The sequence below is a fragment of the Streptomyces radicis genome (assembly GCF_003626575.1).
GTDB lineage: Bacteria > Actinomycetota > Actinomycetes > Streptomycetales > Streptomycetaceae > Streptomyces > Streptomyces radicis.
This window is the reverse complement of the sequence record NZ_RBDY01000009.1, coordinates 184240-202389: the sequence shown is the minus strand read 5'-3', so window position 1 is coordinate 202389 and position 18150 is coordinate 184240. Positions and strand designations below refer to the sequence as shown.

The 18150-nt window shown below is 72.7% G+C and carries 17 protein-coding genes and 1 tRNA gene; 9 read left to right on the top strand and 9 right to left on the bottom strand.

The features are described 5' to 3' along the window. Together D7318_RS15145 and D7318_RS15140 are read right to left on the bottom strand one after the other, a co-directional pair. Entirely contained in the window at positions 1-1038 is a 1038-nt protein-coding gene (locus tag D7318_RS15145) for a WD40 repeat domain-containing protein (protein WP_147437698.1), read from the bottom strand. A gap of 535 nt (positions 1039-1573) precedes the next feature. Beyond that, positions 1574-2605, bottom strand: coding sequence for a LacI family DNA-binding transcriptional regulator (locus D7318_RS15140; RefSeq protein ID WP_408055493.1), 1032 nt, complete (start codon positions 2603-2605; stop codon positions 1574-1576). 244 nt (positions 2606-2849) lie between these two features. Between D7318_RS15140 and D7318_RS15135 the strand changes: the two genes are divergently transcribed. Genes D7318_RS15135 through D7318_RS15120 form a run of 4 tightly spaced genes read left to right on the top strand, consistent with a single transcriptional unit; the run spans position 2850 to position 7626 of the window. Continuing rightward, the gene (locus tag D7318_RS15135; RefSeq protein WP_120697648.1) at positions 2850-4190 is read left to right on the top strand and encodes an ABC transporter substrate-binding protein; all 1341 of its coding nucleotides are present in this window, start codon (positions 2850-2852) and stop codon (positions 4188-4190) included. A gap of 13 nt (positions 4191-4203) precedes the next feature. Further along, the gene (locus tag D7318_RS15130) at positions 4204-5241 is read left to right on the top strand and encodes a carbohydrate ABC transporter permease (RefSeq protein WP_120697603.1); all 1038 of its coding nucleotides are present in this window, start codon (positions 4204-4206) and stop codon (positions 5239-5241) included. Then, entirely contained in the window at positions 5241-6152 is a 912-nt protein-coding gene (locus D7318_RS15125; RefSeq protein ID WP_120697602.1) for a carbohydrate ABC transporter permease, read from the top strand. Before D7318_RS15130 ends, D7318_RS15125 begins: the two co-directional genes overlap by 1 nt. Before the next feature lie 55 nt (positions 6153-6207). Then, positions 6208-7626: a GH1 family beta-glucosidase gene (locus D7318_RS15120; RefSeq protein ID WP_120697601.1), complete on the top strand. Its 1419-nt coding sequence runs from the start codon at positions 6208-6210 to the stop codon at positions 7624-7626. 383 nt (positions 7627-8009) lie between these two features. On the opposite strand, the gene D7318_RS15115 is transcribed toward D7318_RS15120, so the two are convergent. The 5 genes from D7318_RS15115 to D7318_RS15095 all read right to left on the bottom strand — a co-directional run bounded on the left by D7318_RS15115 (position 8010) and on the right by D7318_RS15095 (position 10809). Then, on the bottom strand, positions 8010-8162 hold the full coding sequence (locus D7318_RS15115; RefSeq protein ID WP_183091419.1) for a hypothetical protein: 153 nt from the start codon (positions 8160-8162) through the stop codon (positions 8010-8012). Positions 8163-8360: 198 nt separating this feature from the next. Next, positions 8361-8714 (bottom strand): hypothetical protein, encoded by a 354-nt coding sequence (locus tag D7318_RS15110; protein ID WP_120697600.1) that lies wholly within the window; start codon positions 8712-8714, stop codon positions 8361-8363. A gap of 22 nt (positions 8715-8736) precedes the next feature. Next, positions 8737-9213, bottom strand: coding sequence for a hypothetical protein (locus D7318_RS15105; protein WP_120697599.1), 477 nt, complete (start codon positions 9211-9213; stop codon positions 8737-8739). Positions 9214-9556: 343 nt separating this feature from the next. Next, the gene (locus tag D7318_RS15100; protein ID WP_408055492.1) at positions 9557-10420 is read right to left on the bottom strand and encodes a spermidine synthase; all 864 of its coding nucleotides are present in this window, start codon (positions 10418-10420) and stop codon (positions 9557-9559) included. Continuing rightward, entirely contained in the window at positions 10417-10809 is a 393-nt protein-coding gene (locus D7318_RS15095; RefSeq protein WP_120697647.1) for a hypothetical protein, read from the bottom strand. Before D7318_RS15095 ends, D7318_RS15100 begins: the two co-directional genes overlap by 4 nt. Before the next feature lie 169 nt (positions 10810-10978). Between D7318_RS15095 and D7318_RS15090 the strand changes: the two genes are divergently transcribed. Next, complete coding sequence (locus D7318_RS15090; RefSeq protein WP_183091420.1) at positions 10979-12367, top strand: hypothetical protein; 1389 nt, start codon at positions 10979-10981, stop codon at positions 12365-12367. A gap of 77 nt (positions 12368-12444) precedes the next feature. On the opposite strand, the gene D7318_RS15085 is transcribed toward D7318_RS15090, so the two are convergent. Continuing rightward, a complete protein-coding gene (locus D7318_RS15085) occupies positions 12445-13059 on the bottom strand; it encodes a histidine phosphatase family protein (protein ID WP_120697597.1) in 615 nt (204 codons plus the stop codon). 155 nt (positions 13060-13214) lie between these two features. Between D7318_RS15085 and D7318_RS15080 the strand changes: the two genes are divergently transcribed. The 3 genes from D7318_RS15080 to D7318_RS15070 all read left to right on the top strand — a co-directional run bounded on the left by D7318_RS15080 (position 13215) and on the right by D7318_RS15070 (position 14699). Then, entirely contained in the window at positions 13215-14111 is an 897-nt protein-coding gene (locus tag D7318_RS15080) for a phosphatase PAP2 family protein (protein WP_120697596.1), read from the top strand. A gap of 104 nt (positions 14112-14215) precedes the next feature. Further along, complete coding sequence (locus D7318_RS15075) at positions 14216-14575, top strand: hypothetical protein (protein ID WP_120697595.1); 360 nt, start codon at positions 14216-14218, stop codon at positions 14573-14575. Positions 14576-14625: 50 nt separating this feature from the next. Then, a tRNA-Lys gene (locus D7318_RS15070) sits at positions 14626-14699 on the top strand. Between the two features lie 60 nt (positions 14700-14759). Here the strand turns inward: D7318_RS15070 and D7318_RS15065 are convergent. Continuing rightward, positions 14760-15974, bottom strand: coding sequence for a M6 family metalloprotease domain-containing protein (locus tag D7318_RS15065; RefSeq protein ID WP_230423755.1), 1215 nt, complete (start codon positions 15972-15974; stop codon positions 14760-14762). Positions 15975-16314: 340 nt separating this feature from the next. On the opposite strand from D7318_RS15065, the gene D7318_RS15060 reads away from it, so the two are divergent. Further along, complete coding sequence (locus D7318_RS15060) at positions 16315-18081, top strand: putative bifunctional diguanylate cyclase/phosphodiesterase (RefSeq protein WP_120697594.1); 1767 nt, start codon at positions 16315-16317, stop codon at positions 18079-18081. Positions 18082-18150 lie beyond the last annotated feature (69 nt).

Here is an 18150-nt window from a genome sequence, read left to right as displayed (position 1 = left end):
TCACACATCATGGGCGCGCACCCGCTCGGGGCTCGCGACGACCAGCGCACGCCCCTCGGGGCTCAGCGCCCAGGCCGTCGAACGGCCCAGGTCGGGGACCGCGAGCAGGGGCGCGCCCGCGGCCAGGTCCCACACCGTCACCGTGCGCCCGGCGCGCACCGCCGCGCGCGGGCCCGCCGCGCCCCACACGGGGCGGACCACCTGCTGCCGTGCCTCGCCCGGGAGCTCGGCCAGCGGAACGGTGCGGGGCGCGCCGCCCGCCAGGTCGATGAGCACCGCGACCGCCGTCGACCCGGTGGCGCCGACCACCGCGAGGGAGCGCCCATCGGGCGAGAAGGTCAGGCCCGCGCACCAGCCAAGACCCGTGGGGTGGGTGGCGAGCGAGCCGTCGCGCAGGTCGAGCACGGCGATCGCCCCTTCGGGCGCCCGCTCGTACGGGCGGCACAGCCGGAACGCCAGGCGTGCGCCGTCCGCGTCGACCGCGATGGCCTCGCTGCCGCCGATCCCGGCGGGCTCTGCGACCTGTTCGCCGTCCGCGGCGCGCCAGGCCACGACGCTGCGGCTGCTCTGGTCGCAGCCCGCCACCGTCGCCCCGTCGCCGCTGACCGCGAGCCGCACGCCGCCGAAGTCGCCGTAGCCCGCGTAGAACGGGCGGCTGATGGAGCGCCGCCACCGCTCGCGCGCGCCGAGCCGCGTCCAGTGCGCGACCTGGCCGACGTGCTGCTCCTCGGTCCCGCCGAACGACGCGCTCAACGCCGTGCCGCCCGGGCCGAACAGCAGGTCCCTGATCGCCACCCCCGGCGTGCGGCGCGCCACCCCGAGGCGCACGGGATCGCTCCCACGCCCACCGTGGGAGGCGTTCTCCCACAGCAGCAGCTCGCCGCAGCCGGGGAACCACGGCGCGGCGGTGGCCACCGCGACCCGCTCGACGCCCTCGGAGACGGCCACCGCCGTCACGCGCTGCGCCACGGCGGGCCGCCCGGGGAGCGGCCTGCGGATGTCCAGTTTCCCGGGATCGCACAGGTACCGAACAGCCATGACAGGGACCTTAAACCGCTCCGCCGCCCGCGGAGACCGCCTTGCACGGGCCGACGGGCACAGTTCGGCCACGCCGCGTCAGGCCGTTGACGACAAGCCTCGGGGCCGCGAGCGCCACGGGGCGCGAGGGACGCGCGAGACAGGGGGCGTTGCGTTCAACGCATGGAATCAGCGGCCACCGGGCGTGACGCCGGGGCCCCACGGCGCGCCCCCGCCGCCGACGCCGCGCCGCCGCGCGGCCGAGGCGGGACCGAACGCCGCCCGTTTCGTGGGCAGTTGGGCGGGTACCCGGGCATCGCCCGACCACCGCCCGAGGCGGCCCACGGGCGCCCTCGACGGCCCCCGCACGCCGACGGAGCGACACCGCCGCGTTCAAGAAATGAAGGTATCGATCTGGCAACGGCGCGCCCCGAGGGGCCACTTCACGCCCCGTTCCGCGCCCGCACCACCCCGGCGCGGACGCGCCGCACCCACCACTCTCCGCGCGTCACACGCCCCCCGAACGCGCCTGCGCCGACCGGACCCACCGGCCCCGCTACGACGACGCGCGCCGCACCAGCTCGGTCGGCAGCACCAGGCGCGGCCGCTCCGGCGGCCCGTCGGCGATCTCGGCGAGCAACGCCCGCGTCATCGCGCGCCCCATGCCCTCCATCGGCTGCCGCACGCTGGTCAGCGGCGGGTCCATGTGCCGGGCCAGCGCCGAGTCGTCGAAGCCGACGAGCGCCACGTCGTCGGGCACCGAGCGCCCCATCTCCCGCAGCGCGCGCCTGGCCCCGATGGCCATCAGGTCGGAGGCGCAGAACACCGCGTCGAGCCCGGGCCGCCTGATCAGCAGCTCGCGCATGGCCGAGTGGCCGCTCTCCTCGGTGAAGTCCCCGCGCCCGACCAGCTCCTCGTCCTGCTTGCGGCCCGCCGCCCGCAGCGCCTCCCGGTAGCCGTCGAGGCGGCACCTGGCCACATACATGTCGGCCGGTCCCGTGATCGTCGCCACGCCCGTCCTGCCGCGCCCGAGCAGGTGCTCGACCGCGAGCTGGGCCCCGCCGATGTTGTCGCAGTCCACGTGCGGGACCAGCTCGTCGGCGGACCTGCGTCCGTTCATCACCAGCGGGATGCCCATCTCGGCCAGCTGGTCGGGCAGCGGGTCGTCGCCGTGCACCGACACCAGCAGCACGCCGTCCACGCGGTGACTCGCGGCGTACTGCGCGAACCGCGCCCGCTCCTTCGGGGTGCGGATCAACGTCAGCAGCAGCTGGATGTCCGTGTCCGCCAACTCGGCCGAGACGCCCCTGAGGATGCCGGAGAAGTACGGCTCGGCGAACAGCCTGGTCTCCGCCTCGGGGACGACCATCGCGATGGCGTCGGAGCGGTTCGCGGCGAGCGCCCTCGCGGCCCGGTGCGGGACGTAGCCGAGGTCGGCGATGGCCTGCTCGACGGCGGCCCGCGTGCGATCACTCACCCGGGGCGAGCCGTTGATCACGCGCGACACCGTGCCGCGCCCCACCCCCGCGCGGGCCGCGACTTGTTCAAGTGTCGGTCTTCCGTCGCGACCGGTGCCGCGCCTTGCCATTGCCATCGCTTCCTCCCGTTTCCGCCCCAGGATCCAACTACATCACGGAATCCGAGACGAACTGTTCTACGCCTTGACACCCGCTCAGCACTCGGGAACCCTTCAACCCATCACGTCTGGGAGCGCTCCCATGGCTGTCAAACCCTACAGAACCCGTACGTTCCGAGCCCAGGCCCCCATCCCCACGTGTCGCAACCACCCGGCTGGGAAGGCAACGTCAGTGCGCCAGGAGGACGACCACGTCATGCGCAACACACCACGTACCACCCTTCGATCGCGCCGACGCGCGGGCAGAGCCCTCGCCGTCGGCATGGCCGCCGTCATGTCCACGGCGTTGCTCGGCGCGTGTTCGAGCGACGACGACAGCGACGGCGACGGCGGCAACGGAGACGAGGAGATCACTCTCCGGGTCGGCGTCTTCGGCCAGTTCGGCTTCGAGGAGTCCGGACTCTACGACGAGTACATGGAGCTGAACCCGCACATCACCATCGAGCAGGACTCGATCACCGACAACGGTGACTACATCACACAGCTGCGCACGCGCCTCTCGCAGAACAGCGGGCTGCTCGACATCCAGGCCATCGAGATCGGCAACATCGCCGAGATGACCACCGAGCTGTCCGACCGCTGGGTGGACTTCAACGAGTACCCCGACGTCGACGCGAGCCACTTCGTCGAGTGGAAGAACCAGCAGGCGACCGACCCCGACGGGCGGCTCATCGGCCTCGGCACGGACATCGGCCCGACCGGCATCTGCTACCGCACCGACTTCTTCGAGCAGGCCGGGCTGCCCACCGACCGCGACGAGGTGACCGAGCTGTTCGCGGGCGGCTGGGAGGACTACCTCGCGGTCGGCGACCAGTTCGCGGCCGAGGGACCCGAGGGCGTCGCGTTCCTCGACTCCGCCGGCGGCATGTTCAACGCGGTGGTCTCGGGCTACGAGGAGCGGTACTACAACGCCGAAGGCGAGATCGCCTACGAGGACACCGAGGCCGTCGCCACCGGCTGGGAGCTGGCCACGCAGGCCGCCGAGGCGGGCCTGTCGAGCGGCCTCGAGCAGTTCCAGCCCGACTGGAACCAGGCCATGGCCAACGGCGACTTCGCGACGCTCCCCTCCTGCCCCGCCTGGATGCTCGGCTACATCCAGTCGCAGGCCGGTGAGGGCGGCGAGGACGTGTGGGACGTCGCCCAGTCCCCCGTCCCGTCCAACTGGGGCGGCGCGTTCGTCGGCGTCCCCGAGGCCGGCGAGAACAAGGACGAGGCCGTCGCCCTGGCCGCGTGGCTGACCGCCCCCGAGCAGCTGGCCAAGCTGTTCACCGAGCGCGGCAGCTACCCCAGCTCCGCCGAGGCCCAGCAGCTGCCCGAGGTGCTCGAGGCCACGCACGACTACTTCAACGACGCGCCGATCGGCCAGATCTTCTCGCAGGCCGCCGCGGACGTGCCCACGACCGTCATCGGCCCGTACGACCAGCAGATCCAGGAGGGCATCACGGACGGCCTGCTCGCCCTCGAGCAGAACGACCTGTCGCCCGACGACGCCTGGGACGACGTGGTCAGCGCGCTGGACAACGCAGTCGCTGAGTGAGCAGGACGGATCCATGACGACTGAACACCGTCAGGCCGCGCCCCCCGGTACCCCGGGGGGCGCGGCCCCGCGCCTTGACAAGCCGCCCCACGGCGAGGCGCCCGCACCCGACCCCAAGGAGGCGCGCCGCCAGGCGCGCCGCTCCCGGCGCTACCGCTGGGACATCAAGTACAGCCCCTACGGCTTCATCGCGCCGTTCTTCCTCTTCTTCGCGGCGTTCGGCCTCTTCCCGCTGCTCTACACGGGCTGGTCGTCCCTCCACCAGGTCAACCTGAACAACCCCAACGACCTGGAGTGGGTGGGCTTCGAGAACTTCACGCGCCTGTGGGACGACGAGTTCTTCTGGAACGCCCTGGCGAACACGTTCACCATCGGCATCATCTCCACGGTGCCGCAGCTCGCGATGGCGCTCGGCCTCGCCCACCTGCTCAACTACCGGATGCGCGGCAGCATGTTCTTCCGCGTCGCCATCCTCACCCCGTACGCGACCTCGATCGCGGCGGCGACGCTCGTCTTCGTCATGCTGTTCGGGCAGGGCGACTACGGCGTCATCAACTGGGGCCTCGGCCTCGTCGGCATCGACGGCGTCTCCTGGGAGGCGGGCGACTGGAGCTCCCAGCTCGCCGTCTCGACCATCGTCATCTGGCGCTGGACCGGCTACAACACGCTGATCTACCTCGCCGCGATGCAGGCCATCCCGAACGACCTGTACGAGTCGGCGTCGCTCGACGGGGCGTCCCGCTGGCAGCAGTTCGTGCATGTGACGCTGCCCGCGCTGCGCCCGACGATCCTGTTCACCGTCGTGGTCTCCACCATCGGCGCCACCCAGCTCTTCGGCGAGCCCATGCTGTTCGGCGGCGACGAGTCGGGCGGCGCCCAGGGCCAGTACCAGACGCTCGGCCTCTACATGTACGAGACGGGCTGGACCAACCGGCACCTCGGCCGCGCCGCGGCCATCGCCTGGACGATGTTCCTGCTGCTGATCGTCATCGGGCTGCTCTACGCGTTCATCACCCGGTGGGTGGGGCGCAGCACCGGAGAGGAGGAGTGATGGCCACCGCGACGCAGACCCACCCCGAGGAGGCCACCGACGCCCCCGCGCCCCGAAGGGCCAAGCGCCGCAGGGGCGTTCGGGCCGCGGGGCAGCAGCACCGGGCAGGCTGGCTCACCTATCTGATCCTGGTCCTCTTCGCCCTCGGGTCGATCCTCCCGCTGCTCTACTCGGCGATCGCCGCGTCCCACGACAACGCCAGGCTGAGCGAGCGCACCCCGCCGTTCTGGTTCGGCGACCGCCTCTTCGACAACCTCGAGGCCGCGTGGAACGACGCCAACCTGGTCAAGGCCATGACCAACACGGTCTTCGTGGCCGGGGCGATCACCGTCTCCACCGTGCTCTTCGCGACGCTCGCGGGCTTCGCGTTCGCCAAGCTGCGGTTCCGCGCGAAGAACTTCATGATGCTGCTGGTCATCGGCACCATGATGGTGCCGCCGCAGCTCACCGTGGTGCCGCTGTTCATGGCGATCGCCGAGATCGAGTGGACGGGCCACCTCCAGGCGGTCATCCTGCCCACGATGGTGAGCGCCTTTGGCGTGTTCTTCATGCGCCAGTACCTCACGCAGGCGCTGCCCACCGAGCTGATCGAGGCCGCGCGCGTCGACGGCGCGAGCAGCCTGCGCGTCGTGTGGCACGTCGTCTTCCCCGCGGCGAGACCGGCCATGGCCGTGCTGGGGATGCTCACCTTCGTGGCGGCGTGGAACGAGTTCTTCTGGCCGATCATCGCGCTCACCCAGCAGAACCCGACCGTCCAGGTCGCCCTCACCAACCTCGGCCGCGGCTACATCCCCGACCAGGGCGTGATCATGGCCGGCGCCTTCCTCGGCACGCTGCCGCTGCTCATCGCGTTCGTCCTGTTCGGCAAGCAGATCGTGGGCGGCATCATGCACGGAGCGCTCAAGGGCTGAGCACCCCGGCACCGCGGTTGATACCTTCTCTACGAGCAAGAATGGGAGCGCTTCCATGACTGAAAACCAACCCCGGGTCTTCCCACCGGACTTCCTGTGGGGCTCGGCCACCGCGTCGTACCAGGTCGAGGGTGCGGCCGCCGAGGACGGCCGCACCCCCTCCATCTGGGACACCTTCGCCCGCACCCCGGGCAAGGTGCACGCCGGTGACACGGGCGATGTGGCCTGCGACCACTACCACCGGTGGCAGGACGACATCCGCCTCATGGCCGAACTCGGCCTGGGCGCCTACCGCTTCTCGGTGTCCTGGTCGCGCGTCCAGCCCACCGGGCGTGGCCCGGCCGTCCAGCGCGGGCTCGACTTCTACCGGAGCCTGGCCGACGGCCTGCTCGAACGGGGCATCACCCCGGCCATCACCCTCTACCACTGGGACCTGCCCCAGGAGCTGGAGGACGCGGGCGGCTGGCCGGAGCGCGAGACGGCCGAACGCTACGCCGAGTACGCCGCGATCGTGGGCGACGCCCTGGGCGACCGGGTCTCGATGTGGACGACGCTCAACGAGCCGTTCTGCACCGCGTTCCTCGGCTACGGCTCCGGCGTGCACGCCCCGGGGCGCACGGAGCCCGAGTCCGTGCTCAAGGCGTCGCACCACCTCAACGTCGCCCACGGCCTCGGCGTCCAGGCCCTCCGCTCGGTCCTGCCGCGCAACGCGGAGATCGGGATCACGCTCAACCCCGGCGTCATCAGGCCCCGCACGGAGTCCCCCGAGGACGTGGACGCCGCGCGGCGCATCGACACGCTCCAGACCCGGATCTACACGGGCCCGGTGCTGCACGGCGGCTACCCCGACGACCTGCGCCGGGACACCGCCCGCGCCTCGGACTGGTCGTTCCTGCGCGACGGCGACGAGGCGCTGATCCACCAGCCGATCGACTTCCTCGGGCTGAACTACTACAACCCCACCGTCGTCTCCGCCCCCACCGGCGGCGATGTGGTCTCGCGCAACGACGGCCACGGCTCGTCCACGCACTCTCCCTGGGTCGGCTCCGAGGACGTCGAGTTCCACCTGGCGCCCGGCCAGCTCACCGACATGGGCTGGGTCATCGACCCGACCGGCATGGTCGAGTTGCTGACCCGCTTCAGGACCGAGGTGCCCAACCTCCCGCTGTACATCACCGAGAACGGCGCCGCGTTCGAGGACAAGGTGGACGCCGCGGGCGCGGTGCACGACCCTGACCGGATCGCCTACCTCCACGGCCACCTCGCCGCCGTCCACCAGGCCATCGAGCAGGGCGCCGACGTGCGCGGCTACTTCGTGTGGTCCCTGCTGGACAACTTCGAGTGGGCCTACGGCTACAGCAAGCGCTTCGGCGTCGTCCACGTCGACTTCGACACCCTCCAGCGCACCCCCAAGGCCAGCGCCCGCTGGTACGCGGGGATCGCCGCCTCGGGACGCCTGCCCGCCACCAGCTGAGGCGGCGCGCGGGCCCACGACTCCCCGCGTCCACCCGGAAGCCCTTCCGGAATCCCTCCCGGAAGGGGGGACAGGGGAACCCCGTCCCCGGCCCCTCGCGGGGCCGGGGACAGGTCGGCGTCAGTGGCCGGTGCGAGTGCACACTCCGTGTTGAACAGAACGTGCGCCGTTTCAGGAGAGACCCCGACCCCGCGTAAGCGGGGCATAAGCGCCAGCGAGCCCGCGGAACGACGCGCGCCCACGCCCCGGACCGGCCCGCCACCTCAGCTCAACGTACGCGCGGTCAACGACGAGAGCGGCGGCCAGAGCAGGCCGGAAGGGCGCGCGCGAGCAGCAGTCGGCCGACGGCGAACGGGAGGACATCCAGCCAGTAGCCGCACACCTCACACCTCGAACGTGCCCAAAGGGGGTGGTGGGGACGGCAGGGCCGTGGCGTCGGTGACCGGTGGGGCACCGGCCGCGAAGTCGGCCAGGTCGCGGCCCACGAGCAGCCGCGCGGGCGCGGGATCGGCGGCGCAACGGTGGACGAGCGGCAACGGGCGCGCAGGTGTGGGAAGGGCGGCCCGTCCGTGAACATTGGCCGCAAGGTGCCGCCGGGGCGCAGGACCCTGCGGGCCGCCGTCGATCAACAGCTCCCAGCTCTCGGCGCGTTGGGGCCCACGACTCCCCACGTCCACCCGGAAGCCCCTCCGGAATCCCTCCCCGGAAGGGCGGCCACGGAGGCGCGGGAACGGCTACTCGGTCTTCTTCGGGTGCCGCAGAGAGGCCAGCTTCAGCCAGCAGGTCCGCCTCTCCCGGTCGAACAGGTACCAGACACGCCCGCCACCGGTGACCTCGATCTGCCACACCGGCAGCTCACGGCCCTGATGTGTCGCGGTCGCCAGGGCAGCCTTCAGCGGGTGGTGCCGCTCGGTGGGAGAGGACGGAGCCGGGTCACGGCGCATCTGCTCCCACGCCCTACCGGCCGCTCCGGGGACCTGCCGACACAGCTCGCTCCATCCACGCGCCGCCTCCTTGGAGGCGAAGATGATCGCGAACTCCCCGTCGCCCGGCGGCGGCGCGACCGGATCCCCCCTGCCCAACGACACCCGTCACCACACCTCGCGCACATCACTCGGGGCGCTCGACCGGCCCCAGGTCATCATCCGTCGACTGCCTGAGCTGGGCAGCCAGTTCGGGATCAGCGTAGACCTCAGCGGTCGACTTCCACGAAGCGATCAGCGGGACGAGGGGACTGATCGAACCCAGGTCCGAAGCCGCGCGCGCCGTCTCCATGAACTCGGCCAAGAACTCCCGCGCCGCCTCGCGCGGCAGGAAGCGCACCCAAGGGAACGCCTCGGGGAAGACATCGGCCAGGCTCTGGGCGGCGGTGGGATCGCTCTTGATGAGGGCGGTGAACATGCGCGTGGTCGACTCGACCACACGCACCGCCTCGTCCGCCTTGCTCGCGGTGGTGAGGTAGAGGTCCTCCTCATCGCGCCGGTGCAGGCGAATGCCCTTCCTGGTGCTGCTCTGCATGCGGGCGACGGTGTCCTTCGGCCGCTGGATCAGCTCGGAGAAGTTCGCCTCAGCCTGGGTCACGGTCATACTTCAAAGGTACTTCAAAGGTAGGCGCGGTGCCAGTCCACCCGCCTCACACGTCACACGTCCCTGCGGGCGGCTACGGAGGGGCGGCCGGTGCGGGCGCACACTCTGTGTTGAACAGAACGTGCGCCGTTTCAGGAGAGGCCCCGACCCCGCGTAAGCGGGGCATAAGCGCGAGCGGGCCCACGGAACGACGCGCGCCCACGCCCCGGACCGGCCCGCCACCTCAGCTCAACGTACGCGCGGTCAACGACGAGAGCGGCGGCCAGAGCAGGCCCGAAGGGTGCGCGCGAGCAGCAGTCGGCCGACGGCGAACGGGAGGACATCCAGCCAGTAGCCGACCGCCTCACACCTCGAACGTGCCCAAAGGGGGTGGTGGGGACGGCAGGGCCGTGGCGTCGGTGACCGGTGGGGTCCCCGCCGCGAAGTCGGCCAGGTCGCGGCCCACGAGCAGCCGCGCGGGCGCGGGATCGGCGGCGCAACGGTGGCCGAGCTCGACGAGCGGCAACGGGCGGTCGGCGGCCCACAGGACGCCGTTGCCGTAGCGCCGCCCGTTGAGCACCGGCGTCTCGGCCGTGAGCACCACATCCGTGAAACGGCTGCGGACCGTGGCCACTTGGCCGCGCAGGTGCCGGAAGGGCGGCCCGTCCGTGACGTTGGCCGCGTAGGTGCCGCCGGGGCGCAGGACCCTGCGGACCTCGTCGAGGAACTCCCCGCTGGTCACATGCGCGGGCGTGCGCGCCTCGTCGAAGACGTCCGTGATGACCAGGTCGGCCCAGCCGTCCCTGATCCTGCCGAGCACGTCGCGCGCGTCCCCGGCGCGCACCCGGACGCGGGCGCCGTGCGGCAGCGGCAGCTCGCGCCTGATCAGGTCGGTGAGCCGGGTGTCGGGCTCGGCGACCTGCTGGGTCGAGCGCGGCCTGGTGACCGCGACGTAGCGCGCGATGCTCAGCGCTCCGCCGCCCAGGTGCAGGACCGCGAGCGGCTGCCCCGGCGGCGCGGCGAGGTCGGCCATGTGGCCGAGGCGCCGCTGGTACTCGAAGACCAGCCGCGTCGGGTCGGCCATGTCGACATGGGACTGCGGGGCGCCGTCGATCAACAGCTCCCAGCTCTCGGCGCGTTGGGGATCGGGAACGAGCCGCGCCAGCCCGCCGCCCACCGGCTCCTCGACGATCTCGGGGCCCCGCGCGCGCCGCGCTCTGTTTCTCACGCCCTCCAGTGTGCCGGGCGGCCGCCGAAGGCCCGGCAGCGGTCCACGACGCGCAGCATCGAGACGGCCTCGTTGAGCGCGGCGCGCAGCCGGTCCGGCTCGGTGGCCGCGACGACCGCGCCCTCGGGGGACACGAGCCAGCCGCTCCCCGTCACCGGCGGCTGCGTGCCCCGGCGCGCGCCGGTGTACGTCTGGGTGCACGCGCTCCCCGGGAGGTCCCAGCGCTCGGCGGTCCCCGGTGGAACGATGAAACCCAGGGTGTCGCCCTCCCTGTCGTGCAGCACCGGGCCCACGCCGTGCCGCAGCCGCAGGATGTCGACGGCTTCGAGTCCCTCCCGGGCCGGCACGGTGACCAGATCACAGGGCGCCGCTTCGCCGGTGTCCGCCATGGCTCCTCCTTCAACCCGTCGCGTGCCGTGTACAACGCGCGTGCGCCGTCAACGGGTACGGCCGATGACCGCCGCAAAGGGTGGCACTTCATGGCGGATCGAGGGTGGGATATCCGGTTTGTAGAGAAACTCACCGTAGTGGCCCATGCACAGCGGGTACCTTCCGGCCATGGTGACGTCACCCCCCGCGCCCCGGCCCGGCGCCCCCAACCGGGTCTTCAGACAGCTGCGCGGAGACAGGTCCCAGGGGGAGTTCGCGGCCGCGGTGCGGCGCGCCGCGCGGGAGATCGGTGAACGCGTCAGCTGCGACGCCCGGTACATCGGCCGCGTCGAGGCGGGCGAGATCCGATGCCCTAATTACGCGTATGAACGGGTATTCCTTCACATGTTCCCCGGTCGCTCCCTGGGCGAGCTGGGGTTCGAGCCGCGCCAGGTGGTGCGTGCGCGGCGGCCGCGCGCCCGTTCGCTGTCCGCCGACCCCGCCTTACCGGTGGCGGGCCCCGACGGCGTTCCCATCGACGACACCCTGGACAACACCATGGAGGAGGGCGACGTGCTGCGTCGCGCGTTCATGACCGGCGGCCCCGCCGCCGTCGCGTCCCTGGCGGCCCTGGGGGAACGCCCCTTGTCCGCCGGGCCCGTTCCCCGCCCCGGCGCGCGCGAGGCCGCCGCGGTGTGGCAGGCCGTCCGCGACATCCGGCTGCTCGACGACCGACAGGGCGCCGACGCGTTGTACCGCCCTGCGGTCCTGGCCCTGCGCTCGGCCTACGCGTTGCTCGACTCGGGGGCGCGCACCGCCTCGGTGGGCGACCGACTGCACGCCGGCGCGGGCGAGTTGGCGCTCTCGGTCGGCTGGCTCGCGCATGACTCGGGCCGCCTCGACGAGGCGCGTTCGCACTACGCCGAGGCCCTGGCCACGGCGCGCGTGGGCGGGAGCGCGGCGCTCGAGGCGCACGCGTTCTGCAACGCCGCGTTCCTCGCCGGGGACGCGGGGCGGCCCAGGGAGGCGGTGCGCGCCGCGCAGGCGGGCGACCACGCGGCGCGCGCGCTGGGCTCGCACCACCTGCGCGCGCTGCTCGCGCTGCGCGAGGCGGGTGGGTGGGCGCGCATGGGCGACCGCGCGTCCGCGCAGGAGGCGCTCACGCGGGCGCGCCGCCACTACGGCCGTGGGGCGAACGACGAGGACCCGGAGTGGATGTCGTTCTTCGGGCAGGCGGAATTCGCCGATCTGGAGGCCACGTGCTGGGCGGCGCTCGGCGACGCGCGGCGGGCCGCGAACCACTCGCGCGCGGCCGTGGACGCGGCGCTCGCCGAGCCGCACTTCGCGCGCAACATCGCGCTGTACTCGGCGGAGTTGGCCGCGCGCCTGGTCGACGACGGCGAGCCGGAGGAGGCGGCGGCGCACGGCCATCGCGCGCTCGACCTGCTCGAGCAGGTCCGTTCGACGCGGATCAGGGGCCGCCTGGCCGACACCGCGGAACGGCTGCGCCCCGCCCGGCACGACGCGACGGTCGCGGCGTTCCTCGACCGGGGCTCGCGCGGGGCGTTCGCGGCATAGGGCCCGTTGTCGAACGGCGTTCGGAGTCGAAGGGCGCGCGAAGCCGAAGGCGCGCACAACGGCGCGAATCGGTCGTTTCAGTCGCCGGTCTCGAGGTGGGCGGTGTCGTTCCAGCGCTCCAGGGCAGGTTCGCCGTAGGCCCACCCGAGGGCCGAGACGGCCGCGGCGTCCAGGCGGAGTCGGGCGGCGAAGCTGACGTCGAGGCCGAGCCAGCGGGCCGCGACGGCGCGGAGGACATGGCCATGCGCGAACAGGACGGCGCTTCGGTCCTCGGCGTGCACCGCGCGCGCCCAGGTGGCCACCTCGTCGGCGCGGTCGGAGAGCTGCCGAAGGGTCTCGCCCCCGGTGACGCCGTCGCGCCAGATGACCCACTCGCCCCCGCGCCGTTCGGCTATCTGCTCGGTGGTCAGGCCCTCCTGGTCGCCGTAGTCCCACTCGCACAGGGCGTCCCACTCGGTGGCCTCGGGTCCGAGGTCTGCGAACTCGCACGTCTCGCGCGCCCTGGACAGCGGGCTGGTGCGGACCTCGGCGCCCGCGAGGCCCTTCCAGGGCGCGCCGCGCAACCGGGCGCCGAGCGCTCTGGCCTGGTCGCGGCCCTCGTCGAGGAGCGGGACATCCGTGCGTCCGGTGTGGCGCCCGGCGACCGACCAGGCGGTCTTCCCGTGCCGGATCAGCAGGATGTGCGCGGCCATGCGGGTCCCCTCTTCCGTCTCTTCCGTCACTCATCATCCCGTACGCAACCGACCGGGGCGCCCCGGGCGTCCGTTCTGGTGGAGTTCGCCGTACGGTGGACCCACCACAAGCTGGCCCTGTCGCCGACGACGAGACGAATCAGGAGTCTTCGCGCATGTCCCGAGACCGGCCACGCTGGTGGACCGAGCTGCTACTCATCGTGGTCGTCTACGGGGCCTACTCGGGGGCCAGACTGCTGGCCCGCGGCGACGTGGCCACGGCGGTGGACAACGGCCTGGCGATCCTGCGTCTCGAGAGCTCGCTGTGGCTGCACCCCGAGGACCCGCTGAACGAGCTGTTCACGCAGGAGAAGTGGCTCGGCGTTCCCTCGTCGTTCGCGTACGCGTCGCTGCACTACATCGTCACGCCCGCGGTGCTGCTCTGGCTGTACCGGCGTCGGCCGCTGCACTATCGGTTGATGCGCACCTGGCTGCTGGCGTCCACGGTGCTCGGCCTGGTCGGCTTCACGCTGATGCCCACGAGCCCGCCGCGGCTGCTGCCTGGGGACTACGGCTTCGTCGACAGCCTGGCGCAGTACGCCGGGTACGGCTGGTGGGCGGACGACGCGAGCGCGCCGAGCGGCATGGGCGACTTCACCAACCAGTACGCGGCGATGCCGAGCCTGCACGTCGGCTGGTCGCTGTGGTGCGGCGTCGCGCTGTGGCACTACGGGCGGCGCACACCGCTCGTCCGCGCGCTGGCCGTCGGGTATCCGCTGATGACCACGATCGTCGTGATGGGCACGGGGAACCACTACTTCCTCGACGCCGTCGCGGGCGCCGCGGTGATGACGGCCGGGCTGCTGCTGGTGCGCCCGCTGCTGCGCGCGGGCGACCGGATCAGGGGCGCCCTGGGGGCCAGCGGGCCCGAGCCGGGCACCGAGCACGACAGCCTCTCCGCCCCGCCGCGGCAGCGGCGGTGGACGCGCTCGGGGCGCGGCCCAGGGCGCCCCGACGCGGCAGCGCGGCACAATGGGAGGTCGGTGCGGCGCGAGCTGGCGTCGCCGTCGTGAGGCGGCGCGGCGAACGGCGTCGCGAACGGCGTCCCCTTGTGTCGCGCCGCCGCGCCGCGGACGGGGCCACGGACAGGGCCACGGACAGGAAGGCTGACAGACCCATGGGCGATGCAGGGCCCGCTTCCGAGCCGCAGGGCGGTGAGCCGCCGCGGCACCGCCGCCCGGCCGCGCTGTTCTTCGAGCCGCCGTCGGACCAGGAGCGGGAGGAGCACTTCTTCGCCCTGGAGTCGATCACCGACCCCCGGACGCTGCTCGACCGCTCCACGGAGCTGGCGGTCGCGTTCCAGGCCGCGGCCGACCGTTCCGTCGAGTACCAGGCGATGGCGGCGGCGCAGCTGGCCGACCCCCGCAGCTTCGACGCGCTCCCGGCCGCCGCGATCGCCGACCGCGCGGGCTGGACCGAGGACTACGCCGTCAAGATGATCGAGTACGGCCGTGAGCTGCTGCGGGACCGCCCCTAACCGATTTTCGCTCCGGCGTGGCGGGGTGCTAAGGTCTACGACGTCAGCAGGCGCCGCTAGCTCAGTTGGTTAGAGCAGCTGACTCTTAATCAGCGGGTCCGGGGTTCGAGTCCCTGGCGGCGCACCGACAGCGGGAGGCCCCCACCGGCAGGTGGGGGCCTCTTCGTGTGTGCGCGGGGGCCGTTCAGCCGCGGACGATCTTGATGTTCCAGCCGCCGGTGACCGTGCGCTCGCCGACCTCGACGCGGATGGCGGCGTCGGCGTCGTAGTAGCTCTCCCCCGTCTCGAGCGGGGCGTCGGCCAGGCGCGGGTGGACCGAGGCGGCGTGGCACGCGCCCGTGTCGGGGTGGCCGTCGACGACGTCGATGGGCCCGTCCGCGGAGGCGATGTCACTGCGCACGCGATAGAGGAGAACGCCCCTGGTGCAGCTGCGTGAGTCGTTGCCCACGGGGGTGCGGGCCTCGGCGACCAGGGCCTCGGCGGGGCCGGTGCGGACGACGGCGAGGCGCGTGTCGGCCTCGGGGTCGCCGTCCTCGAGCGGGGCGCCGATGGGCTGGAGGGTGTGCAGCGTGGTGCCGGTGGAGCGGACGCAGTCCACGTGCCCGTGGCCGAGCCAGCCGAGCTTCCACTTGTGCCAGCCGAACAGCTCGGGAGAGAGGCCGAACTGGCTGCCCATCAGGTCCCAGTCGCCGACGTGGGTGTCCCAGTCGCCGTGCGGGTCGTCGGGGCGGTGGTAGAGGTCGGGCAGGTCGAAGACGTGGCCGGTCTCGTGGGCCAGGACGTTGCGGTCGGGGACGCGGTGCTCGAAGACCGTGACGAGGCGGCGGATCTCGGCGTCCCCGACGGTGACGGGCTTGTCGAAGTTGACGACCTTGGTGGCGTCCGGGTCGACGCCGGGGGCGTCGGGGTCGGCGACCAGGTAGACGACGTCGTAGTCGGCGAGGTCCACGCGGGGGGAGACCACCTTGAGCGCGTCGCGCAGATAGGCCGAGCGCAGGGAGGCGTCCCAGTCGCGCCGTATGCCGTAGTCGCCGGAGTCGGCGGGCATGCGCAGCCACGCGGCCTCGATGTCGGCGCGCAGGTCGAGCTTGCCGTAGGAGGCGTCGCGGAAGAAGTCGCTCGTGGCGGGGAAGTAGTCGTCGGCGATGCGGCGCGGGGAGAGCTTGGGCTTGGCGTCGGGGAAGGAGAGGAACAGCATCACCGCCCGCACGGTGCCCACGGGCTCGGGGTACTCCTCGTTCCAGCTGTCCAGGCCCTCGGAGTGGTGGAGGGGGGCGCGCGGCAGGGTGCACGGCTCGTCGGCGCTCGCGGTGGTGGCCGGGCCCGCGGTCATGGTGGCGCCGAGCAGGACGGCCAGCGCGGCGAGCACGGCGGCGGGTCTGCGGGGTGAGCGGCGCACGGAGACCTCCGATCGGGGCTGATGAGGGCACCGCCACCACTCTGTTCAGATATGCCGGGAATCGCCCTGTTTCGGTACGCCGCCCGAGTCATGGGCAGTACGATGACCCTGCGTATACATCAATCGGAATCAATCCGTAGGGCACACCGACGAGCAGAAACGATCAGATGAGCGATCGCGCCGTCGAATGCTTGTCGGAAGCACATGTTTCGGGTTCCGAGACAGGCCACCGGGCCACTGGCTCCAGCCGCGCCACTGCCTCTATGATCGCCACATTTCCAGCGCGGATACGCCAAGCGGGCAGCCGGGGAGCGCCCGACAGCACCATCGGGAGCGATCGGTGAACGGACCCCACACAGCACCGGGCCACGGCCCCGGGAGCGCCCCTGACGCGAGCCGGGCCGCGGTCACCCAGGGTAAGAATCAGGCCGAGCATCTTGCCGACTACCGGGCCGCCTTCCAGATCGCGGGGCTCCCGATGGCGCTCGTCGGCGGCTCGGGGGAGATCCTCGCGGCCAACGCCGCGCTCGGCGTCCTGCTCGGCGTCGAGCCCGGAGGGCTGGCCGGGCTGCGGGCCGACGCCCTGACCGGGCTCGGCCTCGACGGCCGCGCGCGCGGCTCGTACCACGCGGTGCTGCGCGGCCAGAGCGAGCGCATGCGCTGCACGCGCCGGCTCAAGCACGCCGACGGGCACACCCTGTGGGCCGAGGTCACCGTGGCGCCGGTGCCGGGGCGCCGCTCGGCCGCGTTGCTCACCGTGTCCGACATCAGCGAGCGGCGCGACCTCCAGGACCGGCTGCGCCACATCCAGATGCACGACCCGGTGACGCGCCTGCCCAACCGCGCGCTCTTCTTCGAGCGCCTCACCAGCGCGCTCGCCGACTCCGCGACCGGGCGGATCGGGCTGTGCTACCTGGACCTCGACGGGTTCAAGGCGGTCAACGACACCCTCGGCCACCGCGTCGGCGACCAGCTGCTCGGCGCCACCGCCCAGCGCCTGGCCCAGTGCGCGACGGGCGCGGGCGGGCACCTCGTGGCACGGCTCGGCGGCGACGAGTTCGCGGTGCTTGTCGAGGGGTCCACGGGCACCGAGCAGCTGACCGGGCTCGCCGAGACGATGCTGACCGCGCTCCAGCGCCCCTTCGACCTGGCGGGGCAGCGGCTCGCGGTCTCCGCGAGCATCGGCGTGGTCGAGCGGGAGTCCGCCGACACGACGGCCACCGGGCTCATGCAGGCCGCGGACACGACGCTGTACTGGGCGAAGGCGGACGGCAAGGCGCGTTGGACGCTGTTCGACCCCGAGCGCAACGCGCACCGCATGACCCGGCAGTCGCTCTCGTCCACGCTGCGCAGGGGCGTGGACCGGGGCGAGTTCACGCTGGAGTACCAGCCGATCGTGGGTCTCGCCGACGACATCGTGCGGGGCGCCGAGGCGCTGGTGCGGTGGCGCCACCCGCAGTTCGGCACCCTCGGGCCCGACCGTTTCATCGGCCTGGCCGAGGAGAACGGCGCGATCGTGCCGCTCGGCCGCTGGGTGCTCGGCGAGGCGTGCCGCCAGGCGCGGCGCTGGCAGCGTGAGCACCCTGGCCCGCCGCTCTTCGTGAGCGTCAACGTCGCGGTGCGGCAGGTGTGGGACTCGGACCTGGTGCGCGACGTGGCCGGGGCGCTGCGGGAGTCGGGGCTGCCGTCGGGGCTGCTCCAGCTCGAGCTGACCGAGTCGGCGGTGATGGGCTCGGCGGGGCGGCCGTTGCAGGCGTTGCAGGCGCTGTCCGACATGGGCGTGCGGATCGCGATCGACGACTTCGGCACCGGGTACTCCAACCTCGCCTACCTCAGCCGCCTTCCGGTGCGGGCGCTCAAGCTCGACGGGATGTTCGTGCGGGGGTTCCGCACCGCGCGCCACCTCAACCCCGCGGACGAGACGATCGTCACCTCGCTCGTGCAGCTCGCCCACAAGCTCGGGCTGACCGTCACCGCGGAGTGCGTCGAGGGCCCCGCGCAGGCCGAGCGGCTGCGGCGCATCGGGTGCGACACGGGGCAGGGCTGGCACTACGCGCGGCCCATGCCCGCCGACCACATGGCCGCGCTGCTCGCCGCCCGCGACTGAGCCGCGCGCGGCGCCCCACACCCGGACCGCCCAACACCCGGACCGGAGAGGCGAGTACTTGTCAACGGG